Consider the following 26,234-nt stretch of genomic DNA (forward strand, 5'->3'; position numbering starts at 1 on the left):
CTCGGGCGGGTCACCCTATCCGCGCGGCGGCCGTCGGCGACGGCTCGAGAAGGGTCACGGTAACGGCGCGGCGGCCCTCGGCGAGGCTCGGAAGGGTCACGGTATCAGCGCGGCCGCCCACGCAGGGAGGGGGTCGACGTGTCGCTCGACGGCCCCGGCGCGGACCGTGAGCACCGGGCGAAACGGGTCGGACAGCGAGCTGTTGTCCAGCACGCGCACCTGATCGCAGAGCGGCAGGGCGTCCCTCACGTGGGCGAGCACCCTCGGGATACGCGCCGTGACCTTGTCGTCGGGCACCGCGTGCCCTCCTTCACTCACGCGCTGGCTCACGCGCGCTTGGTTGAGCGCCACGGTGCTCACGTGCACGAGCACCAGGACCACCTCGTACCCGAGCGACTTCGCGTGGGCGACGAAGTCGACCTTCGAAGGATGCGAGAAGACGGTCTCGAAGCAGAAGCTCCGTCCCTCGCGCACGAGCTGGAGGCGCAGCTCCTCGGCGACCCGTGCGGCGTCGTAGCTGCGGGCCTCCGGGGCGTCCGGAAAGAGCTGGCGCGCGACGTCGTCGGCGTTGACGAACGGCAACCCGAGGGACGCGAGGCGAGTTCTGTAGAAGGTGCTCTTGCCTGCGCCGTTGCCCCCCACCAGCAGCCAGAGCTGCTTGCGGCCCTCATGCGTCACTCGGCGCCGCGCTCGTCAACGGGCACGAACGCGCCGTCCTGGAAGCGCCCGACGAGGATGGTTCCGTCGGGTCGATGTTGCTCGAGCAGCCCGGGGTGGGCGCGCGACGCCTGGTAGCGCAGTGTGCTGGTGGTCACCGTCCGAGCGAGCTCGCCCGTCTCTCGGTCGCGCTCCAACGCATCGAACACGGCCTCTGGGTCGAGGGCCTGGGCCTCCGTCGGCTCGACACGCAGCCGGACCAGGCCGGCCTGGACGGCCAGCAGCGTGTCGGGGGAGAGCACCTGGCTGACGGCGCGGCCGAGGCTCGCCCAATACTCGACCTGCTCAGCCGCGCTGCGGTGGTGCAGCGCACCCGCCGTCGCGGCGGCGCTCATGAGGTCGGCCTGGAGCCGCAAGGGGGAGGATGCCTTGGCCATGAGGCATGTGTAGCAATCTGCTACACCAATGGGCAACACGCTACGGGCGGGCTGCGTGGAACCCCCTTCGACAGACGCCTGCACAACCGACGCATCCCGGCGCCGATACCCCGGCATGCGCCACGTCGTCTCGCCTTCCACCCACGTCATCGCAACGTCGACCTCTCCGGGCCGAGCGAGGTGTGCCTCATGCGACCGGGTTCGGGAGGGAGCGCCGAGCGGTCACCGGGTTCGAGACGCTGTCCCCGCCGTTCGAGGAGCGTCACGTGCAGTCCGGGTCTTGCTCCTGCTCTGCGCCCTGCTCGCGAGCCTGAGCGGGGGGTGTGCAGGAGGGCTGCCACCCGTGGCCGTCGCCGCCCAGCGACACAACGACGCGGGCACGGTGCTGCTCGCGGAGGGACACCTGGACGACGCCGAAGCCCGCTTCCGCCTGGCCCTCGAGTACCACCCGCACTTCGCCGAGGCCCACCTCAACCTGGCGCTGGTGCTGCTGGCGCGTGGGCGGCTGGACGAAGCGGGCGCACACCTGGGCACGGCGGTGGAGCTCGACGAGGACTACGCCGAGGCGCACGGCAACCTGGGCGTGTACTACCTGCTGACGGGGAATGCCGGCCAGGCGGAGCGCAGCTTCGTGGCGGCGCTCGCCATCGACCCCGGGCTGCGCGAGCCACGCCTGAACCTGGCCGAGCTGTGGGTGGCCCAAGAGCGCTTCCGCGAGGCGCGGGCGCAGCTGCTGCGGCTGGTGCAGGTGGCGCCCGAGGACCTCGGCGCGCACGCCTGGCTGGCCTACTGCGACCTGCGCCTGGGGCGCGACGCAGACGCGCTGGACAGGGCGGACAAGGTGCTCACGCGTGATCCCACGCAGCCCGTAGCGCACCTCGTGTTTGCGCAGGATGCGCTCACGCGCGGCGACTGGGAGGCCACGCGCGCGCACGCCGAGCTGGCGCTCGAGCACCCGCCCACACGCGAGGCGGCGCTCGCCACGCTGGCCGCCATGGCGCTGGTGACGCACGACCTGCCCACGGCGAGCACGCTGACCAACGCGCTGCTGGCACAGAACCCGAGCTCGCGCGTGGGGCACTGGCTGGCCGACGAGGTGGCCAGGCAGTCGGCGCCGCAGCCAGTCGCGGCCCCTGGCGCGCCCGCAAGATAGGCGGGTGGGTGCTCCCCAACGCCGGCCGCCCCAGCGTTCGTGCGGTGGGCCGTGAAGCGCAGCTTCTGTCCCCGTGAACTTGATCCCAATCCACGTGCCCGGATACCCTCGCCTTTCGGCCGCACCTGCGCCCTGGAGCCCGCGACGCACATGGATGATCTCCTCAAGAACAAGCAATTCCCCATCGCGGCGATCCTCGTGATCGTGGGCGGCGCCATCGCGGCGTTCGCCCCTGCCCCCTGGGGGGCGGTCGCGGCGGTGGTCTGTGGCCTGCTGGCGCTCTTCCTGCTGCAGGGCGGTGCCGCGAGCGGCATGGACGCCGAGCTCTTCTCCGACGCGGCCGAGCGCATGCTGGAAGGCGAGCGCCCCAAGCTCCCCAAGGGCTCGCCCCCCGAGCTGAAGCCGGTGTTCGACAGCTTCGCCGAGATCGCCACCGCGCTGAGCGCACGCGAGCGCAAGGCCACCGAGACCCAGGCCGAGCTGGCCCAGGCGCAGGCCTCGGCCGAGTCCCTGCGCAACGAGCTCAAGGCGCTGCAAGGAGACCTCGCCAACGCACGCTCCGAGACCAGCGCTGCCCGCGCCGAGGCCGACCGCGTGTCAGCCGCCTCTGCCGCCGCCGCTGGCAACGCCGCCGGCGCCCACGAGCGCCTGTCCAAGACGCTGCGCGAGCTGGGCCAGGCCGAGGAGGCCATCACCCACAATGTGGAAGAGCTCTCGAGCGGCCTCGGCGAGCAGATGGCGGCCGTGGAGCAGACCACCAGCTCCATGAAGGAGATGACGGTCTCGTTGGGCGAGATCGCCCAGCACGTCGAGACCCTCGCGTCCTCGGCCGAGGAGAGCTCCTCCAGCATCCTCGAGATGACCGCCACCAACGACGAGGTCGCCGAGAACATGGCCAACCTCGCGTCCAGCGTGCGCGAGACCGTCTCCTCCATCGAGGAGATGGCCTACTCCATCAAGGAAGTGGCGCGCAACGTCGACGCCCTCTCGCTCACCGCCGAAGAGACGTCCTCCTCGATGAACGAGATGGACGTGTCCATCGACCAGGTGCAGAGCAACGCCAACGAGACGGCGCGCCTGTCCGAAGAGGTGGCCGGCGACGCCGAGAAGGGCGCCGAGTCCATCCTCAAGATCATCACCGAGATCAACCGCATCAAAGAGACCTCCTCCGAGGCCGTGGCCGTCATCTCGAACCTGGGCAGCCGCATCGAGGCCATCGGCGACATCCTCAACGTCATCGACGACGTGGCCGAGCAGACCAACCTCCTGGCCCTGAACGCCGCCATCATCGCGGCCCAGGCGGGCGAGCACGGCAAGGGCTTCGCGGTCGTCGCCGACGAGATCAAGGACCTGGCCGAGCGCGCTGGCGCGTCGACCAAGGAGATCGCCGAGCTGATCAAGACCATCCAGGCCGAGTCGAAGAACGCCATCGTAGCCGTGGAGCGCGGCGCCAACACCGTCGACCGTGGCGTCACGGTGTCCGCCGAAGCGGAGCGCGCGCTCAAGAAGATCCTCGAGTCCTCGCAGAAGAGCACGGCCATGGTGCGCGCCATCGCGCGCGCTACGGTCGAGCAGGCCAAGGGCAGCAAGCAGGTCACCGACGCCATCGGCCGCATCGCCGAGACGGTGCAGCAGATCGCGGCCGCCACGGCCGAGCAGGCGCGCGGCTCCGAGCTCATCATGAAGAGCGCCGAGAAGATGCGCCTCATCACGCAACACGTGGAGCGCAGCTCGCAGGAGCAGGCGCGCGGCGGGCGGCAGATCAGCCAGGCCATCGAAAGCATCTCGACCATGGTCAACCACCTGCACCAGAGCCACCGCGCGCAGGCCAAGGGCAGCGAGCAGACGCTGCAGGCGGCCACGCGCATCCAGGAGCTCACGCGCGAGTACGACCGGCACGTGCGCGGCATGAGCCAGGCCGCCGTGGCCCTGCGCCGCCTGCGCGAGGGCAGCTGAACCACGACGAAGGCCGCGCCCGCGGGCTGCGCTCGCGCACAGGCGCTCGGCATGCGATAGAGACGTCCTAGATGTTCGGTATCGGCGGCGGCGAGATGGTCATCATCTTCCTCGTGCTCCTCTTCGCGGTGGGGCCCGACAAGATGCCTACGTTTGCGCGCGCCATCACCAAGGGCATCCGCCAGTTCCGCGCCACCACCGCGGACCTGCGCAAGCAGGTGGGCATCGACGCCATCCTGGGCGAGGAGGACATCCGCGACCCCCTCGGCATGAAGAAGATCAAGGCCGACCTGACCAAGCCCCTCTCGGACATCCGAGACGCGGGCATGGGGCTCAAGACCGAGGTGGCCCAGGTGGGCGCGAGCATGACCAAGCCGGGCGTGACGAGCGCGGCCGCCGGGGCCGTCGCGAACGCCGCGGTGAGCGAGGGTGAGCCCGTGCGCATCATGACCGAGCCCGAGCTGGCCCGAGAGCAACCCGCGCTGGGGGTGGACGTGGCCCACGCCAGCACCCGCGCCGTGACGGTGGACCCGCAGGCATGAGCGACGACGCCGCCGCCATCAAGGCCGCGAAGGAAGCCGAAGCCATCCGGGCCGCCAAGATCGCCGCGGCAAAGAAGCCCGTGCAGCCCACGGAGGCGCAACCGCGCCCCGAGGACGACCTCGAGATGGGCTTCTTCGAGCACGTGGGCGAGCTGCGCACGCGGCTCGTGCGCGCGGTGGTGGGCGCCATCCCGACCATCTTCCTGGCCTGGGTGTGGAAGCAAGAGATCCTGGAGCTGCTGCTGCGCCCGTGGATCGAGGCCTGGGAGCGGCTGGGCCTGGGCCGGCCCACCATCCACTTCTCGGGCCCCGTCGACATGTTCGTCATCTACTTGAAGAACAGCGTCATCGCGGGGCTCATCTTGGCCTCGCCGTGGGTGTTCTGGCAGGTGTGGGGCTTCATCTCGCCCGGCCTGTATCGCCGCGAGCGGCGCATGGCCATCCCCTTCGTGCTGGCCTCCACGCTGTTCTTCGTGGGCGGCGTGGCGTTTGGCTACGTGGTGGTCTTCCCCGAGGGCTTCCGCACCTTCCTCGAGTACGCGGAGCAGCTGCCGAGCGACGAGATCCAGATCGTCCCGACGGTCATGATCACCGAGTACATGAGCTTCAGCACCAAGCTGCTGCTCGGGTTCGGCGTGGTCTTCGAGGTGCCGGTGGTGGTGTCGTTCCTGGCGGCCGTCGAGCTGGTGAACTGGCGCGGGCTGCTGGCCTTCGGGCGCTGGTGGCTGCTGGTGGCCGCGATCATCGCCGCGTTCCTCACGCCCCCCGACGTGGTCTCCCAGCTGATGATGCTCATCCCGCTGGTGGTGCTCTACTTCGTCGCGGTGTTCATCGCGTTCTTGATCGAGAAGTCTCGCGGCAAGCGCAAGGCCGAAGACGACAAGGCCGCGACCGACGAGGGCTACGAGCGCTGAGGGCGAAGGGCGCGCGCGTACGCGAGGACCGCGCCGACGCCTGAGGCGCTCGTCACGGGCCCATGGCGCGTGCACGCGTCCGCGGGTGGCCCGAACGGACCAGAAATGCGCCCGTGGTGTCATGGTCGCGGCGCGCGCGTGTCGATAGCGTGATGGCTCCCGAACCCCGGAGCCCCCATGCCCAGCCTCGTCGCACACGCCGTCAAGCTCACGGCGCGCCTCACCATCAAGCACGACCCCGTCTCGGCCGACGCGTTGGTGAAGCACCTGCGGGTACACATGAACAAGCCGCCACTCCCCACGGTCATGCCGCGCGGCGTACGCTTGGACCGCGTGCGCGAGGCCCCCGTGCGCTACGAGCGGCTGACCGTGAAGCGGCCGCGGCAGGCCCTGCTCTACCTGCACGGCGGGGGCTACGTGTGCGGCAAGACGCGCACCTACCACAACCTGTGCAGCCGCCTGGCCAAGCAGCTCGACGCGGAGGTGTGGCTGCCCGACTACCGCCTCGCCCCCGAGCACCCGTTCCCGGCGGCCATCGAGGACGCCACCGCCACCTTCGAGCGCATGCTCGAGGCGGGCTTCACACCCGAGCAGATCACCATCGCGGGCGACTCGGCGGGTGGAGGGCTCGCGTTGGGCACGCTGATGTCGCTGCGCGACCGGCGGCGTCCGCTGCCGCGCTGCGCCGTCCTGCTGTCGCCGCTCACCGACCTGCGCCTGGTACACGAGAGCGTCACCGAGAACGACGCCACCGACTGGATGCTGGGCACGAGCATGCTCGCCATGGGACACGGCCTGTACACGCGCACGCCCGAGGACACGCTGCACCCCTACGCCTCCCCCGCGCTCGGCGACTTCCACGGGCTGCCGCCGCTCTACATCACCGTGTGTGAGCAGGAGTGCCTGCGCGACGACGCCTACGCGGTGGCGAAGGCGGCGCGACGCGCGCGGGTGTCCGTGACGCTGCGCGCGCGCCCCGACCTGCTGCACGTGTGGCCCATCCTGGTGCCCGTCATGCCCGAGGCACGGGAAGACCTCGCGCGCATCGCGCAGTTCATCCGCAGCACGGAGACGAGCGCGGCGCGCACCTCGACCACCACCCGAGCGCGCGGGACGGCGACGGTCACTGCACGCGACAGCGCTGATTGACGCAGCGGGCCATGGGCTCCGTCGGGCAGAGCGACGTGGACGTGCACGAGAGCGTGCGCTCGGCACACAGCTGCGCCGCGAGCACCGCGAGGGCCTCGGACCACAGGGCCTCGGACGTGGCCGCGATCGCGGTATCGCACCCCCTGATCTCGACCTCCTCCCCCGTGACGGGCTTGCAGTCCACCGACGTCGCGACCAGGACACAGTCCTCGTCGGCGTCACAGGTCAGCAGCGACGCCGCGACCCCGTCCTGCGCTTGGTGCCACGCGAGGTCCAGCTGCGAGCAGGAGAGCGCATCCGCCCCTTCGAAGGGGTTCGTGTCCGCGTCGGGCGCACTCGTATCCAGACCGGACGCGTCGCTCGCAGCGGCGTCGCTCGCGGCGTCGGGGTTGGCCAACGAGCTCGAGCCACCGCAACCCGAACAACCGCTCGCGACGACACAACACGCCATCCACATGGCGCACAGCGCGATCCTCGAGCCCCTCCATGGGTGCACCATCATGGCGGACACGATAGCGCATCGTGCGCCGTCGTCACGCGCGTTGCGCTACGCTCGCCGCCGTGTCGAACGCTGCCCCCCACCCCGCGACGCCGCCTCGCGACCCAGCGCCCCCGGTCCGTGAGCTGATCGCGCGGCTCGAGCTCAGGCCGCACCCGGAGGGCGGGTACTTCCGAGAGACCTATCGCGACGGGCAGGAGCTGACCGTGCAGCGCCGAGGTGGGACGGTCACGCGGAGCGCGAGCACCGCCATCTACTACTTGCTGGAGCAGGGGGACATGAGCGCGCTGCACCGCATCGCGAGCGACGAGGTGTGGCACCACTACGCCGGTGGCCCGCTCACGGTGCACGTGCTGTACCCGCCGGAGGGAGACCGCGGCCCGCGCCACGAAGCGCTGCGGCTGGGCATGGACTTGGCCGCAGGCGAGCGACCGCAGGCGGTGGTGCCCAAGGGCGCGTGGTTCGGTGCGCGGCTGGAGGGCCCCGAGACGTTCGCGCTGGTGGGCTGCACCGTGGCCCCGGGCTTCGACTTCGCCGACTTCGAGATGGGTGAGCGCGAGGCCTTGCGGGACGCGTTCCCGGAGCACGCCGCCCTCGTCCAGACGCTCACGCGGGCCGAGTAACCGACGGGAGACGCGTGCGCGCCGCCTGCTCCGGTGGACGCCCCCGCGGGCGCCGAGTATCGTCCGCAGCTCATGCAACAACGGTCAGTCGCAGGGGTTCGCGGCGGACAACGGTGGGACCGGGTCCGGCGTCCGCTCTGGGCGTTGTGTCCTAGCGCCCTCTGGCTGATCACCCTGTGGGCCGTGCCCGCGCGCGGCGAGCCCAGCGCCCCGCCGCCGCCCGACGAGCCGTTCACCTGGACCGCGCCACCGGGGTGCCCGACACTGACGGACGTGCAGCCCATCCTCGACGCCGTCGTCGCGGACGACCTGCGCGAGACCATGCGCGACACCCAGGTGAGCGTCGTGATCGAACCCGCCGGGGATGCCTACCGGGCCACCGTGACGGTCACGCGCGAGGGCTACGCGGGGGAGCGTGTGGTCGATGGGGCGCGGTGCGCCGAAGTGGCGCGCTCCGCCCTGATCGTCGTCAGCGTCGCGCTCGCGGACGCGCAGGTGGCGGTGGTCGACGAGGGGGCCCCTCGGCCGCACCAAGGCACGCAACCACCCCCGTCACAGGACCCGGCTACCCGCGTCGAGCCCGCTCACGCGAGCGAGACGTCGCCGCCTGGCTGGGCGGTCACGCTCGACCTGGGGGTCATCTCGGGCATGGGGGACACCCCGCTCGTGCCGCACGTGGCGACTGGGTTCCTGTTCGCGAGGCACGCGTGGCTGATGGCCGGCGCGCGTGTGAGCACCGCACCCTACGTCCCCGTCCGCCACGCGGGGGAGCGGGTCGCGCGAGCCGCCACCGTCACGCTCGCGCCCGTGCTGTGTGCCCTCCCACGCGTGGGAGAGACCGCGCGCATGGGCATCTGTGCGGGACTCGAGGTGGGCGCGTTGCTGTCGCACGGCATCGGGCTGGACACGAACCTGAAGCGTGTACGCGCGTACGGCAGCGTGCGCCTTTCGCCCACGTTCACGGTCGGCGCGCGCACTGGCCTGCGGTGCAGCCTGGACGCCGAGCTGCGGATCACGCGGCCCGTATTCGCGGTCGAGGGCCTGGGGCCCGTCGGCCGCGTCCGCGACGTGGGTGTCGGTGCGACCTGCGGCATTTTATTTTTCCCCCGGTAACGAACGGCACCTTTGATGGACACTGACCCAGAGAGTGACCCGTCCCGCCGCCCACCCCCGGACTTCGACGCGCTGCGCTTCGACGCCGTGTACCGGGACACGTCCGCCTTCGTCCTGCGCTCCCTGCGCCGCCTCGTCTCCGAAGACGCCGTGGACGACGCGTTTCAGGACGTCTATCTGGTGGTCGCGCGACGGCTGGGTGAGTTCGAGGGGCGCGCGAAGCTCACCACCTGGGTCTACGGCATCGTCCTGCGCGTGGCCGCAGATCACCGCCGCGCCGAGGCCCGCCGCTCGCGACGTCTCTCGGCCGTCGCCCGCGAGCCCCAGCCCGAGCCACAGCACTCGCCGGAGCAAGCGGCGCGCGCCGCACAGGGACGCCGCCTGCTACACCGCATCCTCGACGCCATGGAAGACCCGCTGCGCGAGGTCTTCGTGCTGGTCGAGCTGGAGCAGGTCCCCGGGCCCGAGGTCGCGGCCCTGCTGGAGCTCAACCCCAACACGATGCACAGCCGGCTGCGGAGCGCCCGAGCGCGCTTCGAGGAGCTACGCATCCAGCTCACGGGAGGAGACGCATGACCGAGCTCTCCGATGAGTCCCGGGCGCTGCTCGACCTCGAGGCAGGGCTGGACGAGCCTACCGGGGACGAGCTGGACGCACGCCGACTGGCCGTGTTCGCCGCGCTGGGCGTGCCGGCGCCGACCATCCCTGGACCGAGCGCCCCGAACGCAGGCGAAACGGCCTCGGTCCCCAACCCCGAACCCACGCCGACCACCAGCGCTGGGGCACCCACGGGCATGTCGGTGGGCCTCAAGCTCGCCCTGGGTCTGGTCACCGCAGCCGTCTTGGGGACGCTCGGCGTACTGGTGGTGGGTGACCCTGCGCCCGACGACCTCGGCGGCCCAGCGACCAGCGTCGGGGACGTCCCCCTCATGCCGCCTCCCGAGGCGGGGCCGATGGACGCCGGAGAAGGTGCGAACGACGTCGTGGAGCCACCGACCGCGCCTGCGGACCCCTCGCCCTTGGAGCCCGCCGCGCCTGCGGTGGACGTGCCCGTCGTCCCCGCGCCGCGCCCGCGTCCACGTGACGCCGAGGGCTCCAACGCACCCGCGGAGGCCACAAGCACCGGCACATCCGAGCCCGCTCCGCCGGCGGTGGCCGACCCCACCCCGACCGAACCTGCACCAGGCGACCCGCTCTCCGAGGAGTCCATGCTGGTGGCGGCGGGCTCGGCGCAGCTGCGTGCGGGCCACGCGACCGAAGCGCTCTCCTTGTTCGAGCGGGCCCTCGCGCGACACCCCAGCGGCGCGCTGCGCGTAGAAGCCTTGGCCGGTCGCGCGCTCGCGCTCTGTCGGGCGGGGCGCATGGAGGCCGGGCAGCGCGAGGCCGAGCGCTTCCTCGCCAGTTACCCGCGGTCCCCGAGCGCCCCCCGCATCCGCAGCGCATGTCGGGTGGAGCCGTGACGACCACCCCCTTCACCCTCACCATCCGATGGACCGTGTGCCTCGCTGCGGCGTGCCTCGCGCTCCCCGCCTGCGACCAGCTGGTCGTGGTGGGGCGCGTGGAGAGTGATGCCGGAGAGGACGCGAGCCCCGACGACGGCGTGGACGGCGCGACCGATGGCGGAGAGGACGGCGGCGACGACCACGGCGTGGACGGCGGCACGACCTGCCAGGAGGCCCTGGTGGCCGACAGCTTGGCCGTGGGCACCTACCACGTGTGCGCCCGGCGCGGCGGGGCCGTCTGGTGCTGGGGCGGCGGTCAGTCCGGGCAGCTCTGCAACGGGGACACCCCCGAGAGCGCGCTCCCCGGTCCGCCCGTGGGCGTGGACACCTACCGGGAGGTGTACGTCGGGGGCTTGAACACGTGCCTCTCGCGAGTGGACGGCGCGCTGCTCTGCTGCGGCAACAACTTCTCGGGCGCGCTGGCCGACGGAACCTCCCAGAACCAGAGCCGGCCGCAGGCCGTGACGAGCGACGTCGAAGACGTCGTGATCGGCTTCAGCAACGTGTACGCCACGGACGGCGACGGCGACCTCTTCGCGTGGGGTGACAACGAGTACGGTCAGCTCGGGCTCGGCCCGGCGACCGCGGGCGAGGCGGTGCGCACCATCATGGCCGTCTCGGGGGTGAGCTTCGCACAGGTGTCCGCCAACACGCACCACGCGTGCGGTGTCACGTCCGGGGGTGAGCTGCGCTGCGCGGGTGCCAACGACGGGGGTGAGCTAGGCATCCCGCTGAGCCCTGGCGTCGACGTCTTCACGGTCGTGCCCGCCGCCGTGTCGTTCCGCAGCGTGAGCGCCGGCCGCCGACTCGGGTGCGCCATCAGCACAGGGAACCAACTGTACTGCTGGGGCACGAACGAGCCCACCATGGTCACCGGGGTCACCGGCTTCGTCGAGATGCCGACGCGCGTCGGCACGCTGAACGACTACGAGAGCGTGAGCGTGGGCTTCGACCACCTGTGTGTGCTGCGCGACGGAGGACGCCTGTTCTGCTGGGGCAGCGGCGAGAACGGGAAGCTCGGCTACGACGCGGTGACCCGCGACACCCCGACCGAAGTGACGCCGGGCGTGGCCTATCGTGTCGTTCGGGCGGGTCCCGACTTCACCTGCGCCATCCGCGCCACGGACGACGTGGTCGTGTGCTTCGGCGACGACTCGGTGGGCCAGACGGCCGGCTCCGGGGGCGGTGCGACGCCGCGACCCGTGTGCCTCACCCCCTGAGCGCAGCTGGGAGCCTGGACGTCGTCTCTCCTCGGGGACCGCGCGCTCGGCGCGCCGGTGGCGTCCCACAGAGGTGCGGGCGACGAGAAACACAACGAACGAGTCAGGAAATCGCCGCCACCGCCACGGATCCTGCGGCTCGTGGCCACGCATGGGTCAACCCCCGAAAGCCGGTGACCCGCCATGCAGCCTCGTCCGCGTCCCCTGACACGTCCCCGCCCTCGCACCCTCGTCTCGGCCGCCAGCCTCGCGTTCGCCATCTCCTTCATGACCACGCTCGACGCGTCGGCGCAGCCCACGGGACCACATCCGCGCGCGCTGTGGAGCGCGGAGGCCGTGGCCACCTGGCAAGCGCAAGCCAACGACCCCTCCTCGGCCGCCGCGCGCTCGGTGGCGCGCTGTGACGACGCCATCGCCCGCCCTTCGGACTATGCCGACGGCCAATACCAGGGCTTCCGCTGGGTCGAGGCCTTGAGCGCTTGCCTGGTCGCGCGGGCCATCACGGGGTCGGACGCCCACACCGACGCCGCCAAGCTCTACCTCAACGCGTTGCTCGACGACCTCGGCACCATCGGCGACGGCGAGGGCCCAGGCTACAACGACGGGGTCGGGATCGTCTCACAAGACACCGGCTACTCCATGCGCACGCACGGCGTGTTCGCCGCGCTCGGCTACGACTGGCTGCACGACGCGCTGTCCAACGCCGAGCGTCAGAAGGCACGCACCCGCTTCGCCCAGTGGGTCGCCTTCCACCAGCAGCCCACCACCTATCAGCGCGCACAGCCAGGCGCGAACTACCACGCGGGGCACCTGCTGGCCCTGACACTCATCGCGATCGGCCACGCGGACGAGATGAACGCGGCCGACGCGGGCAGCGGCACGGCCCTCTACGACTACGTCGTGGACGAGATGTGGGGCGAAGTGATGGCGGAAGGGGTCGCCCCACGGGGCCCCCTGGGAGGTGGCGACTGGCTCGAGGGGTGGCAGTACGGGCCCCTCAGCGTGGCGTCGTACGCGCTCGCGGCGCGCGCCATGGCGGAGCAGGGCGAGTCCCTGCCGTTCATGCCCACGTACCTGGCCGAGGTGTTGCAGCGCTACGTGCACGGCCTCACACCCGACGACCGCTGGTTCGTGGGAGGGGACACCGGTGAGGACACGCCCTACCTCGCGCCGAGCGCCCTCGTGCTGAACGGCATCATCGCGGGCTTCGTGGCCGACGAGGTACGGGCCGAAGCCCGCGGCGAGCTCGCCCGGCTGGACCTCCCGGCCGCGCGCGACTTCATGCTGTTCTACGAGGCGCTCGCGTCCGCGCAGCCTGGTAGCCCGACGCCCATCGACCGGAGCACGCTGCCCACGGGCTACCTCGCCCCGGGTGCGGGCAACTACTACGCCCGCACCGCGCACGACGCGAGCGCCACGTGGATGGTGAGCCAATGCCGCGGGAGCATCGTCGACCACCAGCACCAGAACGCGGGCAACCTGGTCATCACGCGCGGCGCCGACGACCTGTTGGTCGACCCTGGCCCGTATGGCTCGCTCTCGACGCTGACCGGCAACGCGCCGACCATGTCGCAGCCGCACTTCAACGACAACTACCGACCCAGCCAGGGCGCGTTCGGCGAGTGGTGGGGGGGCGATCAGGTGCCAGCCGAGGAAGCCACGCGGCTGCTCTTCGCGCGCTCGACCGCGTCGGGCGTCCACGCCACACGCTGCGACTACACGGGCCAGTTTCGCTTCCGCGACGTCCCCTCGCCCATCCTCGACGCCAGCGTGCGCGACATCGTGATGCTGCCGGGCGACGCGGGCGCGACCACGCTGGTGGTGGACCGGATCCACACGACCGCCGCCTACGCCGCCGACCCGAACCCCCTGCTGCTGCGCTTCCGCGCGCTGAACACCTGGAGCGAGAACGGGGGCACGGCGACCACCACCGAGGGCAGCTCCACGTTGCGCGTGCGCAGGGTGCTCGGGGACGGCACCACCGCGGTCGAGAGCGTGCCCGTGGAGTCCTGCAGCGGCGACCGAGGCGCCTGTCGTGCGGGCCGCTTCGCCAGCTCCGAGCTGCGCGTTTCGGTCGCGGGTCCGCAGCCCTTCGTGGTGCACGCGCTCGACGCCGACCCCACGGAGGGCACGCCAGCCGCGATCGACACCACGTCGGACGGGGCGCTGCGGGTCCTGCAGATCGCACGGGACACGCGCCCCTACGTCGTGGCGCTGACCACGGACGGCGCCGTCGTGCCGACCTACGTCGCGCCCTCCACCCCGAGCACACACGTGGTCCTGAACCCACCGGTGGGCGCGCGGGTGCGCGTGGTGGGATCGCTGGCGGGCGACACGTGCACGTTCACCCTGACGCCCAACGCCGAGGGCTTCGCGTCGCCCCCCCTCGTGTTCGCCGCAGACGGCGACTGCGCCGTCACCGAGGACTCGGACCAACCACCGCGAGGTACGCCGCCACCCCCGCCTCCGCCGCCGCTCACCGACGGAGGCGTCGGCGGTCCCGGGGGCGATGACCACGGTGGTGGCTGCGGCTGCGCGATCGCGAGCCGCCACCCAGGTGACGCGGCCTGGCTCGTGGCGTTGACGCTGCTCGGCGCGACGCGTCGGAGGGGGCGCAAATAAATTCGGACGGGCGGCACGAACACGCGGACGTTCGGCCACCTACTTCGCAATGACGCCAGCCCGTTCGGCTGGCTAGCGAAGGAACCGCACGTGAACCACACATCCGTCGTCTGTCATCCGCATGGCCGTTGCGCCTCGAACACCACCTCGTCGCAGGCCGCGTGGCTACACCCCGCCCTGCTCGGGCTCGCGCTGCTCACGCTCGGAGGGGCGGCGAGCCGCGCGAGCGCGCAGGGCTCCGTGAACTTCGGGCTCGGCATGGGGCTGCGGCTCGAGAACTCCACCAACCACGACGGGGACGAGGCGCTGGGGCAGGCACGGCTGATCGTGAACGCGTACCTGGACAGCAACGTTCGTGGGCCCTACCTGCTGAGCCTCGAGCAGGGGACCACCGTGCTGGCGACGGGCACGTGTGACGCGGGTTCCGTCGTGTACTCGGGCGAAGAGCAAGAGGGCACGCGGTTCCTGCGCGAGTGCTCGACCGCCAACGTCGCCACCGCGTCGATCCGCACGAACGCGCCCGTGACCGTGGTCATCGCCACCGTCAACGAAGCGACCGACGCGCGCACCGAGGTGTACCGCGGCGAGTTTCCGGTGTTCGCGTCGTGGTGGTGGGACCGCAACGACGGTGACCGCCCCATCCACATCGAGCACCGCGGTCTACGCCTGGACTCGTTCTTCGGCGCGGGCTTCGTGCGTCAGTACATCGCCGACCAGCTGCGCTTCTCCTACGTGGACTCGGCGGGCGCGGGAGATCAGCTGAGTGACATGTCGTTCCGCTGTCGCGTCGGCGAGGGCGAGTGGCGCGTGTACGCCGGGTCGCTGTGGAGCCAGTTCGAGCAGAACGTGCGCAACCGCGTGTGGTTGGACGGAACGGTTCACGAGGACGGCCTCGAGACGCTGATCACGCGCTTCTACAGCTTCGACACGCGCTCCATGCCCATCGCCGTGCAGGGCTCGAACGTGCGGCCCTCGGCGGGCAGCTCGATGGACGGCACGTGGTCGTGCGAGCTGCGCTCTGGCTCGGCCGGCGCGCGGGTGGTGGCGCGTGAGTTCCGCTTCGAGGTGCTCAACGGATACATCCAGCACCATGCGCTGGAGGCCCAGCTGCCCGCTGGGCGCAACAGCGCGATGCTGTCCCTTGGCCTGAACCCCGCGGCGATGCCCGTGGCCTTCGACCCGACGCTGGTGCGCGGCGCCGTCGCGGGACGTGCCCTGACGGGGGCCACGGCGCCGACGTTGAGCCCGCTGCCCACGCGCGCCACCAACCTCGCCCTGACGATGCCGCGCGCTACGCCGGCAGCGCGCGGTGGCGGAGGCCGCGGACGGCGGCGCTGAGCGTCACCTGATCCCCTGGAGAGCACGTGACCGCATCCCCCCAGCACAGCCCCTCCCCAAAGCCCGCCCGACACGACGCCGCCCGCGTCGGCGCGGCGCGCGGCGCGCCCACCCCTCGGACGACCTCACGCGGCGGGGCGAGCCCTGCAGTACGCACCGGGCTGCGCTGGGTGACAGGGTGGGTCGCGCTCGGCGCCCTGCTGGCGTGCGGTCCGCACACGGACACGCACGCGCAGTCGACGAGGCCGGGCGTGGTGTGCCCAGACGCGGTCTACATGACGCAGATCCACACCCCGCTCGACGCGCTGCCGACGGATGGCGCGCTGCTGCTCGACACACGTCGCCGCGACGGGTCGGTCACGGGGACGCTGCCCGCCGTCTACGCTCACGCGCTCGACGACGTGCGCCCGGACAGGCTACGGCTGGTGCTCGTGGGCGCTTCCGTGCGCGTCCCGTTGACGCTGGAACGGCTCGGGGGCGGCTTCACCCGCGCGGCCCCGGCGCGACGCCTCGAACCCGGCACGTACGACCTCGAGGGGTTCGGAAGCGACGCGCTGACGGTGCAGGTGCGTGGCGAGCTGGGCCCCGCGCACGCCGCGCCGCGCGTGGAGACCTTCGAGCACGGTGAGCGCGGGCGGGACATCACGCGCTTCCGCACCTCGCTCACGTTCGCGGAGCCCCTGCCTCCGCACACCGTAGCGGTGGCGCTGGACCCAGGCCGCAGAGAACCGTTCGTCGTGCTGGACCGCTACGGGCACGAGCCGCCCGCCTGGGCAGGCACGGAGGGCAGCACCGGCGGACCATGCCTCGCGCCCGCGTTCGAGCGGCAGCCCCCGCGCGCCGGCCTGCGCGGACGCCCGCTCGCCATCGACGCCTTTGGCCGCGTCTCGCCCCCAGGGCCCGAGGTGCGCCTGACCACCAACATCGAGCTCCCGGAGCGCTACCCATGACCCGCTTCTCTCTCGCTACCTGGCTTCTATTCCTCTCGCTCGCTTGGGCCACCCGCACCCTGGCCCAGCCCGGGCCATCCGACGACGAGCGCGCACAAACGCACTTCCACGCCGGCACGTCGTACTTCGACGACGGACGCTTCGCCGAGTCGGCCGCGGAGTTCGACGAGGCCTACCGGCTCTCGCAGCGGGCCATGCTGCTGGCCAACGCGTCGCTCGCGTACGAGCGCGCTGGCAACCTCGGGCTGGCCATCGAGCGGCTCGAGGCGTACTTCGCAGCCACCGCCGAGGGCGAGCGCATCGGGGGCTACATGACCTCGCCCGATCGCCTGGAGGGGCTGCGAGCACGCTACGCCGCACAGCAGGCGAGCGCCACGGAGCCCGACGTCGAGGGGCCCGACTCCGACGACCGAGACGGAGAGGACGGGCTCGACGAAGGGACCGCCCGGCTCGAGGACGAGAGCGGCCGCCGTGGCCTGCTCCACGCGGGCATCGGCGTGGCTGGCGTGGGTGTCGCCATGGGCGTCGGCGCGCTGGTCCTCGGCTTGCGGGCCCACGCGCTCGCCCGGGACCTGCGCGGCGCCTGTGGGCCCAACGGAGACCAGTGTCCGCCCGATCGCGCGGACGACATCGCGCGCGGGCCACGGCTGTCGCGTGCCGCGGGGGCCTTGGGCGTGGGGGCCGGGGTGAGCGTCGCCCTCGGCGCCACGCTGGCGTTGCTCTCGAGTCGTCGCCACGCCGATGACGCGCGCCGCGCCGAGGGCGACGGAGACGAAGCCAGCCCGTCGGAGGCGCGCACGGCGCCACGCACCAGCGCCGCGTTCGACGTATCGCGCCACGGCGCGCACCTGTCTCTCACGGGGAGCTTCTGATGAACCGACGACCCACCCTCCCCACGCTCCGTGCGTGGCTCCTCTTGATGCTCGCGGCCGTGATCACCCCCGCCTGCGCCAACTTCGACGACTTCAGCGTCGGCACCGACGCCCAGATGCCGGACGGCGGGCGCGACGCGGGCCACGATGGCAGCGTGCTGCCGGACGCGGGCGGCGACGCGGGAGACGACGCAGGCGGACAGGACCAGGGCGAACAGGACCAAGGCAGCGACCAAGACCAGGGCAGCGACCAAGGCGACCAGGGAGCACCGGAGTGTCAGAGCAACGCGCAGTGCGGTGGGCTCGAGTTCTGCTCGCAGCTCGGCACCTGCGAGCCGCGTCAACCCAACGCGGAGGACTGCAGCGGCTCGGACCAGTGCCTGTCGGGCTACTGCGACCCCGACGGCATCTGCTGCACGCAGGGCGAAGACTGCTGCGACACGGACAGCGAGTGCGCGGGCCAGTACCGCTGCGACACCGGGGCCCGCGAGTGCTTCGCGACGTGCACGAGCGCCAACGAGCTGAACGCGTGCAAGCCGGAGGGCCACTGCTCGCTGGCAGGCAACTGCGTGGCCGACCTGGCGCCCGGCGCGGCGAACGCGTGCACGCGCAACACCATGTGCGTGGGCAACGTCGGCTGCGCGGACGGCTACTGCTGCAACGTGTCGACCTGCGGCGGGTGCCAGGCCTGCAACCTGAGCGGCAGCCTGGGGACCTGCGCCAACCTCGGCGCGGGCACCGACCCGCACAACGCGTGCAACCCCAGCGGCTGCACCAACGACGGCACCTGCAACGGGAGCGGAGCGTGCAGGGCAGTGGCAGCGGGCACCGACCCCAACAACGCGTGCAATCCGAGTGGCTGCAGCAACGACGGCACCTGCAACGGCTCGGGCGGCTGCCGCACCGTGCCCGCGGGCACCGACCCCAACAACTTCTGCTCGGGCAGCAGCGCGTCGTGCAACACGGGGCTGTGCAACGGCGGCGGCAGCTGCGCGCCCGTCACGAACGGGACGGCGTGTGGCACGGGCAACTGCGGTTCGTCGCGCTGTGTCGGCGGCAGCTGCCGCCTGAGCTGCGACTACCTGGACCTGCCGCTGTGCCAGTACTGCGCGGGCGACGGCGTGTGGGACTGCGGAGGCTGCGGCGGAGGCTGAGCGTCGCGGCCAGAGCACGAAGTGGCGCGCGCCACGCAACTCACTTGGAGACGAGGCGACAAGGGCACGTCGGCGTATCGCGCGCCACGCCATCCCCATGAAGCAACGCCGCACCACATCCCTCCTCACGCAACGACACCCGCGCGAGCACTCTTGTGGGTGATCACGACGCCCTCTTCAAGCACGTCTTCGCCGTCCCCGCGCACGCCGCCGACGAGCTCCGGAGCGTGCTTCCGCCGCAGCTCGTCGAGGCCCTCGACCTCGAAAAGCTCGAGCTGCTCTCCGGCGCATCGGTCGGCGACCACATGGACGCGCGCTTCGCCGACCTGCTCTTCCGTGCGCCCCTACGGGCCCCTCCACCCGCAGAACCTGGTGGCCCCGTCGAGTACGCCTACATCCACGTGCAGCTCCACATCCAGCTGGAGCACCAGAGCACGCCCGACCTCCGCATGCCCCTGCGCGTCCACGGGTACACCCTCGGCTTCTGGCGCGAGCTTCTCCGCGCCGAGCCTCGCCGCAAGACCCTCCCGCCCGTCATCACCCTCGTCGTCCACCACGGGCCCCGCGGCTGGAACGCCCCGCGCTCACTGCACGACATGATCGAGGGGCTCGACGCCTTCCCCGTCCTCAGGCCTTACATCCCCGACGTCACCCTCCTCGTCGACGACCTCGCCCGCGCCGACAACACCGAGCTCCTCGCGCGCCCCATGGCTCCCGTCCCCAAGGTCGCCGTCTGGCTCCTGCGCGACGGACGGCAGGTCGAGGCGCTCCTCGCCCACATCCCTGTCTGGAAGGACGTCCTGCAGGCGGTCTTCACCGAGGCCCCCGATGTCGCCGTCGTATTCCTGCGCTACATTTCCGTCATTACGACCGAGCAGTCCTTCGAGGTCGTTCGCACCATCATCATTCGCCACATCGCCGCCGCGGAGGCTCCCTTGGCAACCATCGCAGATCAGCTACGGCAAGAAGGCCTCGAGAAGGGCCTCGAGAAAGGTCGACAAGAGGGCCGACAAGAGGGCCGACAAGAGGGCCGACAAGAGGGTGCCGACGCCATGCGACGCACGTTGCGCACCTTGCTCGAACAGCGCTTCGGGTCTCTCGAACCATCGGTCGAGGCCCGCGTGGGCTCCGCCTCCTTGCAAGACCTCGAGTACGCCCTCACCCGCGTCGTGGTCGCGGCAAGCGCCCTCGACGTGTTCGTGGCGCACTGAACCCGGAAGCGTCAGCCGTCCGCGGGCAGATCCCGTGACTCACCGTCTGGCGTGAAGAGGAACGGGTACTGCACGTGCGCGGGCCTGTCGTCGCGTGTGAACGACATGCGGCGAGCGGCGTTGCGCAGGCACCGGTCGACGCGCGCCGAGCCCGACGTGCCCACGAGCGTCATGCGCACGGTGCCATCACGCCCTTCGATGGGGCGCACCGTAGGGGGCGGGTCCCCCCCCTGAAAGGCCGGGTTGCGAGCGAGCTCCCGCTGATAGCACCCGCGGATGGGCGCCAAGACGCGCCGGATGGCGGCGACGACCGCTGGGTCCAGCGCCGCGCTGGAGGCAGGCAGGACCGCGCGCCGGGGCGCATCGCCCTCGGGGGTGGAGCCCGCGCCGGCCGTGCGCGCCGCCGCGTCGGGCTCGCCGGTCGCAAGGGTCGGGTCATCCGTGCCCACCGCCGCACCGGGCTCGTGGGTGGCAGCGGCCGCGTCATCGGTGCCCGGCTGGTCTCCCGCGACGGTGGCGGGCTCTCCGGTCGTGGCCGGGTCCGCCGGCGAGGGGGGCTCCGCCGCGTCGCCCTGGCCCCGATCGTCATCGTGGGGCGCGTCCACGGTCTCGCCCCCATGGCCCGCTTCATCGTCCGCGGGGGCGCCGCGCGACCGGCAACCGACCCCAGTCAGGGCCACGGCCAGAGACACCAGGAGCATCGAGCGCGCCTGCGCCGAGCCACGCGTCACAACGAACATGCTGCGAGTGTGCCAGGCGCTGTGGCGGAGATCGACTGCGGTCCGCGGATCGTGCGCGGTCGAGGTCGTCGCGTGGGACGTCGCGTGAGCCGCCCATCGCGCCCGAGCGGCGGCGCGACCGTCAGGCGAAGAAGCGACGTCAGCTGCGACCCCACACCAACAGCGTGTGGGTGACGTGCAGCGCGAGGAAGGCCGCGACCAGCGGCAGGTAGAACCACCAGCGCCAGCCGCGCCGCAGCCACGACTCGCGGCACAAGAGCGCGATGCCGAGGAACCACACGGCGGTGGTCCACGCGGGCGCCGAGAACCCCACCGCGCTGTGCGCATAGGCGGAGCCCGGCCAGGCCGCGAGCACCACGTAGCTGGCCGCGTAGAGCAGCACGCCAGCGGCATAGACCGCCCACCCGAGGCGCGCGCCACGCGAGGGTGCGTCCACGACAAGCGCCGCGGGGACGGCGAACACGAGGACGCGCGCGACGTTCTCGGCGAGGGCCAGCCACGTGGGGATGCCGCGCCCGAACGCCTCGGGCGCGTAGGCCGCGGGGAGGGATCCCCACAGCCCGAAGCTGATGGCCAGCGGCGGCAGCCCGAGCAGGGCTCCGTTGCGGAGCCAGGCGGTGGATGGACGCGTCATGGCTCCGAGGCTGCCGCGCTAGCGCCGCGGCGCGTCGCTGGGCATGTCTTGCGCCTGCCCGATGAACATCAGCAGCACGGCCACACCCGAGCCCGTGTCGTCGTTCGGCTCGAGCCCGATGGTCCAGCGCGCCAGGTGCGTGGGGTCGACCAGGTGCCGCCCGTCGAAGCTGAAGAACGTGCGGCCGTCGGGGAACAACACGATGGAGAAGTGACGCCGCGCCACCAGCCGCGCGGGCGGCTGCGAGACGGCCTCCGCCATGCCAATCACCCCGAGCACGATCGGCACGTCGTCGCCCGGCTCGAAGTCGTACCAGACCACCTGGCCCGACTGCTGCGCGGCGTGGAGATCGGCCGCCGACGCCTGAGCGAAGCGCACGTGCGGCCCGGTGGTGCGGGGGCCGCAAGCCCCGAGGGTGAGCAGAGAGAGGGCGAGAGAGAGACGCAGAACCTGATGCATGAAGCCTCCTTGGTGCGCGGGAGGATACACCCTCCCTGTAGCGCCATGCCACGGGGGCCCCCGGAGCCTCGTCGCGCAGCGCGTCCAGCTCCACCCCGAGACGGCTGGTCGGGGCTCGGCTTCATCGGTTTGGTCCCTTCTGCTCCTGCATGGCGGTCGCTTCGAGCGCGGATGCCATGCCCCGGAAGAGCGCGGCGAGCGCGCCAGCGGTTTCGGGCGGGGCCTCGATGCGAAGACCTCCGTCGGCGCGCGTGGTGACGCTGAGCGAGCTCAGCAGCGCCCCCATGTCGGAAAGCGCGAGCGCGCTGAGGCTAGCCGTCGCGCCCGTGGTCGCCGAGTGGCTCGCGGCGGTCGTCCCGTTGGGCTGGTCCCCGACGGGCCGCGCGGCGCCGCGCTCGTCCTCGCGCGCTTCCACGGGCACGTCTTCCAGCGCGTCAGCCGTGGCGTCGTCCGTGTCGTCGCCCACCTCGTCACGGCTGCTGCCACGGAGCGCGAGGGCCACCTCGTCGTCGTAGATAGCGCGCAGCGCCCCCAGCGTGCCGCCGCGCTCGTCGAACACTAGCGTGTCCGTGTCCCCGTCGAACACCCCCGCGAACAGCTGCCGCTTGGTGCGCAGCGACTCGGCGATGCGGCCCTCGATGGTGGTGGGCGTGTAGAGCGTGTGCACGGTCACGCGCTCGGGCTGCCCCATGCGGTGGATGCGGGCCACGCGCTGCTCGAACACTGCGGGGTTCCACGGGAGCTCGGCGTGCACGCACACGTGTGCGGCGTGCTGCAGGTTGAGCCCCACGCCGCCCGCGTCGGTGCACCACAGCACCCGCGTGTCCGGGTCGTCGTGAAAGCGCTGCACGTTGCGCGCCCGCTGCAGCTGCGACTCGTTGCCGCTGAAGAACAACGCGCGCACGCCGGCCGCCTCGAGCGCCGGTGCGGTGGCCCAGTGCGCCAGCTCGAGGAAGCGGCGCCACTGCGAGAACACCACCACGCGCTGGCCGCTCTCGAGCGCGATGCGGACGATCAGGTCACGCAGGTAGCTCAGCTTGGGCGCGTGCAAGGACGACAGCACGGACTCCGAGGGGTGCCGCAGCCGAATCTCCGGGAACACCTGCTCGAACTCGTGCAGGCCGAGGCCGTTGGCGACGGTGCGCTGGATCGTGAAGAGCATCATCAGGCGCAGGAACTCGCGCTGCGTGAGGGGCCGCTTCTCGCTGCGCGCGAGGAGCTTGGCGATCTCCGGCGTGACCTCGTCGTGCGCGGTCTGCTGCCGTTCGGTGACGCCCACCGCGTGGATGCGATCCTCGCGCTCGGGCAGCTCGCCCAGCACCTCGGCGCGCGTGCGCCGCAAGCAGATGGGCGCGAGACGGGCGCGCAGGGCCACCAGGTGGCGCATCCCGTCGGCGCCCTCGTCCGTGCCCATGTGCTCGGCCGGCAGCCGCCACTTGGGCGCGATGGCGTAGGGGTCGAGCCAGTCCAGGATGGACATCAGCTCGTCCAGCCGGTTCTCGATGGGGGTGCCGGTCAGCACCAGGCGGAAGGAGCTGTGGATGCGCTTGACGGCCTGGGCGGTGCGCGTGGGCCAGTTCTTGATGCGCTGCCCTTCGTCGAGGATGACGAGCTGCGGGGCGAAGCGCGCGATGGCGTCGAGGTCGAGGTGGACCTGCTCGTAGTTGGCTACCAACACCCCACGCGCCGTATCGCCGTAGAGCGCGTGGCGCTGCTTGGCACCCCCAACCACCGGGGCGACGTCGCCGGACTCGCTGGGCACGAAGCGCGCCCACTCCGCACACCACTGCGCCTTGAGGCTGGCGGGTGCGATGACCAGCACACGCTCGGCGGCCCCCGAGGCCAGCAAGACGTGGGCGATGGCCGCTGCCTGGACGGTCTTGCCGAGCCCCATGTCGTCGGCGAGCAGCAGGCGCCCGCGCGCGAGGAAGCGCTCCACGGTGCGCCGCTGATACGGACGCAGGGTTGCGCCGAAGCGACGGAGGGCCCGTGCCCTGCCGCGGCGGGCGGTGTCCAGCGAGGCCGCGCGCGCCTGCTCTTCGGCCTCGAAGCCCAGCCACGCGGCGAGCGCCGGGTCAGCCGCGCGCCCTACGTTCAGCGCGGCGACGTGCGCAACGAGGGCGCTGCGGGCCTGCGAGGTCTGCCGCGACGGGTCGACGCGCAGGGTGCCGTCCGGACCCGCGCCGAGCCCCCGCAGCCGAGCCCCCACGGCTGCGTCCGGCGCGAGCGCGACGCCGCGCACCCAGTCGCTGGGCTCGGTCGCGGACCAGACGGGAGACCAGCGCACCGGAGGCGCGCGGTGTGGTGCGCGCGCGAGGCGTTCGAACGCGTCCGCATCGTCCGCGAGGTCGCGCAGCAAGGTGAGCCCGTGCTTGCACACCCCGAGGCCGCCAGAGCGAAAGTCCGCGCACTCGCACACCAGGTCCAGCGGCGCGGTGCCACGGAGGAGCAGACCGTACGACCTGTCCCCAGCGCTCGCGGCCACGCGGTAGCGCCCGCGCCCGCGCCGCGCAGGCGCGCGCACCACCTCGAGCTGGTCCGCGAGCATGTTGGTCCAGCGGCGCTGCATGGCATCGCGCGCCGCGTCCCGCACGCCGCTCGGGGCGTTGGCGAAGTGGGCGTCGAGGTGCGCGTCGAGGACATGGGCGAGGGCGTCGCCGATACGCTTGGGGCGGGGCGCGGGCATGGCGCGCGGAGGCTAGCACGGTGGTGGCAGGCGCTCTTCGGCCGGCGACGCTGCAACGGCTAGGCGGAGAGCAGGCGCATGCCCGGGGCCACCTCCACGAACTCCACACGGTCCCCGGCGGTGACCTGGGGCGCGCGCCGCACTTCGGCGGGGATGGTGATCTGGCCTTTGCTGGAGACAGTGGCGGTGGTCATCGGGCTCCGACGGGCTAGTGCCGTACTTGGGTGTCGGCAACGTCGCGCAGCGAGCAAGAGCCTCGTGGTGGTGCGGCGATCTGGTCGGCCAAGAGCGGGTCCAGGACTTCAGTGCGGGCGCGGGTCGTCTCCCCGTTCTCAACACGGCGGGACGGTGCGCTGTTCAACGGCGTCCTCGCTCGTGAGCGACGGGGAGAATGAAGTCGTTTCACGAGTCGCGCCCGAGAAGAACACCCGCTCGGCGTTCCCGGGTCGAGTGACGTCCGCTATTCTTCGGAAGACTGCATGTACCTCAAAGGACGTCTGGGTCTCGAGTCGGCGCGTATCCCCCACGCGGATCGCCACGGCATGGTCTGGCTCGCGTATGGGAATCTCACCGTTCGGCAGGGCACGCTCACGTTCGACACCGCTGGGTTCGATGATGTCCCCGCCGGCCGCTATGACATCCCGTTCCAGGCGATCTCGTTCGTCCTGCTCGGTCCGGGAACGACCGTGTCCCACGACGCGCTGCGCTTGATGGCCCGCCATCACACTGGACTGTTCGCGATTGGCGAGGACAGCGTCAGGCTGTACGCGTCGTTGCCGAAGCCACCCGACCAGTCGAAGCGGGCGCGCCGACACGCAGAGCTGTGGGGCGACGCCCGCAAGCGTCTCGACGTCGTGCGTCGGATGTACGCCTGGCGCCTGGGGGAGCTCGTCCCCTCCGCTGACATCGCCGTGCTCCGCGGCATCGAAGGCGCGCGCGCCCGCGAGATGTACAAGCAGCTGGCAGCACAATACGGGGTCACGTGGCGAGGTCGCCGGTACGACCGCGAGAAACCAGAACTCACGGACCGTCCGAACCAAGCAATCAACCACGCAGCGGTCGCTTGCTACGCCGCCGCGAACGTAGCCGTCAACGCCACAGGCTGCATTCCCCAGTTGGGGTTCATCCACGAGGACTCGGGAGAAGCATTCGCGCTCGATATTGCCGACCTGTTCCGCGACACGTTCACGCTGCCGGTCGCGTTCGAGGCCACGAAGATGGTCAACAAGAGCCCGGACGACCTGCTCGAACGCACGGTTCGAAAGCTGGCCGCGCGAGAGATTCGCCGCGCGCAGCTGGTCCCCACGATGATTGCCCGCATCAAGGAGCTGCTCGATGCCGATGACCCTGATCGTGACCAGGAACGCCCCTGAGCGAACGCGTGGCTTCTTGGCGTCGTGCATGTGCGAAGTCGCGCCGGGCGTCTACACCAGTCCACGCATGTCCAAGGCCGTGCGCGAGCGCGTCGTGCATGTGCTGGAGTCGTGGTACCGCCTGGGCTCCTCTGAGGGCTATGTTGTCACCTGGCCTGACGGCTCCCTTCCAGGCGGGCAGGCGTTCCTTTGCCTGGGTACCCCGACGACCGAACTCTACGACCACGACGGTGTGTTCCTGACACGCCACCGACATTCATCCGGGTCGGACGTGCCCTTCTGAGGGCGTTGACAACCGAATACGACTTGTTTTAGAGGAGGTGTGAACAACAGCTCATAGAGGCTGCCCCGCCCACGCGGGGATGGGCCCGTATCGACGACATCGCGCTCGAGCCACGCTTCGGCTGCCCCGCCCACGCGGGGATGGGCC

The 26,234-nt window shown here is 71.6% G+C and carries 26 protein-coding genes; 18 read left to right on the forward strand and 8 right to left on the reverse strand.

Annotation, left to right across the window (positions count from 1 at the left end; all coding sequences use genetic code 11):
• Positions 1-96: 96 nt before the first annotated feature.
• Complete coding sequence (locus tag H6726_19950) at positions 97-678, reverse strand: zeta toxin family protein (protein MCB9659933.1); 582 nt, start codon at positions 676-678, stop codon at positions 97-99.
• Positions 675-1,094: a hypothetical protein gene (locus H6726_19955; GenBank protein ID MCB9659934.1), complete on the reverse strand. Its 420-nt coding sequence runs from the start codon at positions 1,092-1,094 to the stop codon at positions 675-677. The genes H6726_19950 and H6726_19955 overlap by 4 nt, the downstream gene beginning before the upstream one ends.
• Positions 1,095-1,437: 343 nt before the next feature.
• Here H6726_19955 and H6726_19960 point away from each other — a divergent pair, with 343 nt between their 5' ends.
• From H6726_19960 to H6726_19980, 5 genes are all read left to right on the forward strand, one after another.
• Positions 1,438-2,247 carry a tetratricopeptide repeat protein gene (locus H6726_19960; protein ID MCB9659935.1) on the forward strand — a complete coding sequence of 270 codons (810 nt, stop codon included), beginning with the start codon at positions 1,438-1,440 and terminating at the stop codon, positions 2,245-2,247.
• 150 nt (positions 2,248-2,397) lie between these two features.
• Entirely contained in the window at positions 2,398-4,203 is a 1,806-nt protein-coding gene (locus H6726_19965; GenBank protein ID MCB9659936.1) for a chemotaxis protein, read from the forward strand.
• Positions 4,204-4,274: 71 nt separating this feature from the next.
• A complete protein-coding gene (locus H6726_19970; GenBank protein MCB9659937.1) occupies positions 4,275-4,745 on the forward strand; it encodes a twin-arginine translocase TatA/TatE family subunit in 471 nt (156 codons plus the stop codon).
• Positions 4,742-5,659, forward strand: coding sequence for a twin-arginine translocase subunit TatC (tatC, locus tag H6726_19975; protein ID MCB9659938.1), 918 nt, complete (start codon positions 4,742-4,744; stop codon positions 5,657-5,659). The genes H6726_19970 and tatC overlap by 4 nt, the downstream gene beginning before the upstream one ends.
• A gap of 177 nt (positions 5,660-5,836) precedes the next feature.
• Entirely contained in the window at positions 5,837-6,808 is a 972-nt protein-coding gene (locus H6726_19980; GenBank protein MCB9659939.1) for an alpha/beta hydrolase, read from the forward strand.
• Here the strand turns inward: H6726_19980 and H6726_19985 are convergent.
• Positions 6,783-7,310, reverse strand: a complete 528-nt coding sequence (locus H6726_19985; GenBank protein ID MCB9659940.1) for a hypothetical protein — start codon at positions 7,308-7,310, stop codon at positions 6,783-6,785. The two genes, H6726_19980 and H6726_19985, sit on opposite strands and share 26 nt — an antisense overlap.
• A gap of 59 nt (positions 7,311-7,369) precedes the next feature.
• Between H6726_19985 and H6726_19990 the strand changes: the two genes are divergently transcribed.
• The 11 genes from H6726_19990 to H6726_20040 all read left to right on the forward strand — a co-directional run bounded on the left by H6726_19990 (position 7,370) and on the right by H6726_20040 (position 19,912).
• Positions 7,370-7,930 (forward strand): cupin domain-containing protein, encoded by a 561-nt coding sequence (locus H6726_19990; protein ID MCB9659941.1) that lies wholly within the window; start codon positions 7,370-7,372, stop codon positions 7,928-7,930.
• 144 nt (positions 7,931-8,074) lie between these two features.
• Positions 8,075-9,043, forward strand: a complete 969-nt coding sequence (locus tag H6726_19995; protein ID MCB9659942.1) for a hypothetical protein — start codon at positions 8,075-8,077, stop codon at positions 9,041-9,043.
• 15 nt (positions 9,044-9,058) lie between these two features.
• Positions 9,059-9,619, forward strand: coding sequence for a sigma-70 family RNA polymerase sigma factor (locus H6726_20000; protein ID MCB9659943.1), 561 nt, complete (start codon positions 9,059-9,061; stop codon positions 9,617-9,619).
• On the forward strand, positions 9,616-10,503 hold the full coding sequence (locus tag H6726_20005; GenBank protein ID MCB9659944.1) for a hypothetical protein: 888 nt from the start codon (positions 9,616-9,618) through the stop codon (positions 10,501-10,503). The genes H6726_20000 and H6726_20005 overlap by 4 nt, the downstream gene beginning before the upstream one ends.
• Positions 10,500-11,765 (forward strand): hypothetical protein, encoded by a 1,266-nt coding sequence (locus tag H6726_20010; GenBank protein ID MCB9659945.1) that lies wholly within the window; start codon positions 10,500-10,502, stop codon positions 11,763-11,765. Before H6726_20005 ends, H6726_20010 begins: the two co-directional genes overlap by 4 nt.
• A 267-nt stretch (positions 11,766-12,032) precedes the next feature.
• Positions 12,033-14,387: a hypothetical protein gene (locus tag H6726_20015; protein ID MCB9659946.1), complete on the forward strand. Its 2,355-nt coding sequence runs from the start codon at positions 12,033-12,035 to the stop codon at positions 14,385-14,387.
• A 90-nt stretch (positions 14,388-14,477) separates the two neighbouring features.
• Complete coding sequence (locus tag H6726_20020) at positions 14,478-15,725, forward strand: hypothetical protein (protein ID MCB9659947.1); 1,248 nt, start codon at positions 14,478-14,480, stop codon at positions 15,723-15,725.
• Between the two features lie 26 nt (positions 15,726-15,751).
• Entirely contained in the window at positions 15,752-16,675 is a 924-nt protein-coding gene (locus H6726_20025) for a hypothetical protein (protein MCB9659948.1), read from the forward strand.
• Entirely contained in the window at positions 16,672-17,547 is an 876-nt protein-coding gene (locus H6726_20030; protein ID MCB9659949.1) for a hypothetical protein, read from the forward strand. Before H6726_20025 ends, H6726_20030 begins: the two co-directional genes overlap by 4 nt.
• Positions 17,547-18,701, forward strand: a complete 1,155-nt coding sequence (locus H6726_20035; protein MCB9659950.1) for a hypothetical protein — start codon at positions 17,547-17,549, stop codon at positions 18,699-18,701. The genes H6726_20030 and H6726_20035 overlap by 1 nt, the downstream gene beginning before the upstream one ends.
• A gap of 155 nt (positions 18,702-18,856) precedes the next feature.
• The gene (locus H6726_20040; GenBank protein MCB9659951.1) at positions 18,857-19,912 is read left to right on the forward strand and encodes an Rpn family recombination-promoting nuclease/putative transposase; all 1,056 of its coding nucleotides are present in this window, start codon (positions 18,857-18,859) and stop codon (positions 19,910-19,912) included.
• An 11-nt stretch (positions 19,913-19,923) separates the two neighbouring features.
• Here the strand turns inward: H6726_20040 and H6726_20045 are convergent, their stop codons facing one another.
• The 5 genes from H6726_20045 to H6726_20065 all read right to left on the reverse strand — a co-directional run bounded on the left by H6726_20045 (position 19,924) and on the right by H6726_20065 (position 24,625).
• Entirely contained in the window at positions 19,924-20,652 is a 729-nt protein-coding gene (locus H6726_20045; GenBank protein MCB9659952.1) for a hypothetical protein, read from the reverse strand.
• Between the two features lie 139 nt (positions 20,653-20,791).
• Positions 20,792-21,286, reverse strand: a complete 495-nt coding sequence (locus H6726_20050) for a hypothetical protein (protein MCB9659953.1) — start codon at positions 21,284-21,286, stop codon at positions 20,792-20,794.
• An 18-nt stretch (positions 21,287-21,304) separates the two neighbouring features.
• On the reverse strand, positions 21,305-21,745 hold the full coding sequence (locus H6726_20055) for a hypothetical protein (GenBank protein ID MCB9659954.1): 441 nt from the start codon (positions 21,743-21,745) through the stop codon (positions 21,305-21,307).
• Between the two features lie 121 nt (positions 21,746-21,866).
• Entirely contained in the window at positions 21,867-24,431 is a 2,565-nt protein-coding gene (locus H6726_20060) for a DEAD/DEAH box helicase (protein MCB9659955.1), read from the reverse strand.
• 59 nt (positions 24,432-24,490) lie between these two features.
• Positions 24,491-24,625 (reverse strand): AbrB/MazE/SpoVT family DNA-binding domain-containing protein, encoded by a 135-nt coding sequence (locus H6726_20065; protein ID MCB9659956.1) that lies wholly within the window; start codon positions 24,623-24,625, stop codon positions 24,491-24,493.
• Positions 24,626-24,910: 285 nt separating this feature from the next.
• Between H6726_20065 and cas1e the strand changes: the two genes are divergently transcribed.
• Both cas1e and cas2e read left to right on the forward strand, forming a co-directional pair.
• A complete protein-coding gene (gene cas1e / locus H6726_20070; GenBank protein ID MCB9659957.1) occupies positions 24,911-25,804 on the forward strand; it encodes a type I-E CRISPR-associated endonuclease Cas1 in 894 nt (297 codons plus the stop codon).
• The gene (gene cas2e / locus H6726_20075; GenBank protein ID MCB9659958.1) at positions 25,767-26,087 is read left to right on the forward strand and encodes a type I-E CRISPR-associated endoribonuclease Cas2; all 321 of its coding nucleotides are present in this window, start codon (positions 25,767-25,769) and stop codon (positions 26,085-26,087) included. The genes cas1e and cas2e overlap by 38 nt, the downstream gene beginning before the upstream one ends.
• The last annotated feature ends 147 nt before the right edge of the window (positions 26,088-26,234 follow it).

The organism is Sandaracinaceae bacterium (assembly GCA_020633055.1).
Taxonomy (GTDB): Bacteria; Myxococcota_A; Polyangia; order Polyangiales; family Houyiibacteriaceae; genus JADJJE01.

Bases quoted from the DNA above. Each gene is read 5' to 3' on its own strand.
- H6726_19955 (MCB9659934.1), bottom strand. From the start codon at position 1,094: ATGGCCAAGGCATCCTCCCCCTTGCGGCTCCAGGCCGACCTCATGAGC.
- H6726_19965 (MCB9659936.1), top strand. From the start codon at position 2,398: ATGGATGATCTCCTCAAGAACAAGCAATTCCCCATCGCGGCGATCCTC.
- H6726_19970 (MCB9659937.1), top strand. From the start codon at position 4,275: ATGTTCGGTATCGGCGGCGGCGAGATGGTCATCATCTTCCTCGTGCTC.
- tatC (MCB9659938.1), top strand. From the start codon at position 4,742: ATGAGCGACGACGCCGCCGCCATCAAGGCCGCGAAGGAAGCCGAAGCC.
- H6726_19980 (MCB9659939.1), top strand. From the start codon at position 5,837: ATGCCCAGCCTCGTCGCACACGCCGTCAAGCTCACGGCGCGCCTCACC.
- H6726_19985 (MCB9659940.1), bottom strand. From the start codon at position 7,310: ATGATGGTGCACCCATGGAGGGGCTCGAGGATCGCGCTGTGCGCCATG.
- H6726_20000 (MCB9659943.1), top strand. From the start codon at position 9,059: ATGGACACTGACCCAGAGAGTGACCCGTCCCGCCGCCCACCCCCGGAC.
- H6726_20005 (MCB9659944.1), top strand. From the start codon at position 9,616: ATGACCGAGCTCTCCGATGAGTCCCGGGCGCTGCTCGACCTCGAGGCA.
- H6726_20015 (MCB9659946.1), top strand. From the start codon at position 12,033: ATGACCACGCTCGACGCGTCGGCGCAGCCCACGGGACCACATCCGCGC.
- H6726_20030 (MCB9659949.1), top strand. From the start codon at position 16,672: ATGACCCGCTTCTCTCTCGCTACCTGGCTTCTATTCCTCTCGCTCGCT.
- H6726_20035 (MCB9659950.1), top strand. From the start codon at position 17,547: ATGAACCGACGACCCACCCTCCCCACGCTCCGTGCGTGGCTCCTCTTG.
- H6726_20045 (MCB9659952.1), bottom strand. From the start codon at position 20,652: ATGTTCGTTGTGACGCGTGGCTCGGCGCAGGCGCGCTCGATGCTCCTG.
- H6726_20050 (MCB9659953.1), bottom strand. From the start codon at position 21,286: ATGACGCGTCCATCCACCGCCTGGCTCCGCAACGGAGCCCTGCTCGGG.
- H6726_20055 (MCB9659954.1), bottom strand. From the start codon at position 21,745: ATGCATCAGGTTCTGCGTCTCTCTCTCGCCCTCTCTCTGCTCACCCTC.
- H6726_20060 (MCB9659955.1), bottom strand. From the start codon at position 24,431: ATGCCCGCGCCCCGCCCCAAGCGTATCGGCGACGCCCTCGCCCATGTC.
- H6726_20065 (MCB9659956.1), bottom strand. From the start codon at position 24,625: ATGACCACCGCCACTGTCTCCAGCAAAGGCCAGATCACCATCCCCGCC.
- cas1e (MCB9659957.1), top strand. From the start codon at position 24,911: ATGTACCTCAAAGGACGTCTGGGTCTCGAGTCGGCGCGTATCCCCCAC.
- cas2e (MCB9659958.1), top strand. From the start codon at position 25,767: ATGCCGATGACCCTGATCGTGACCAGGAACGCCCCTGAGCGAACGCGT.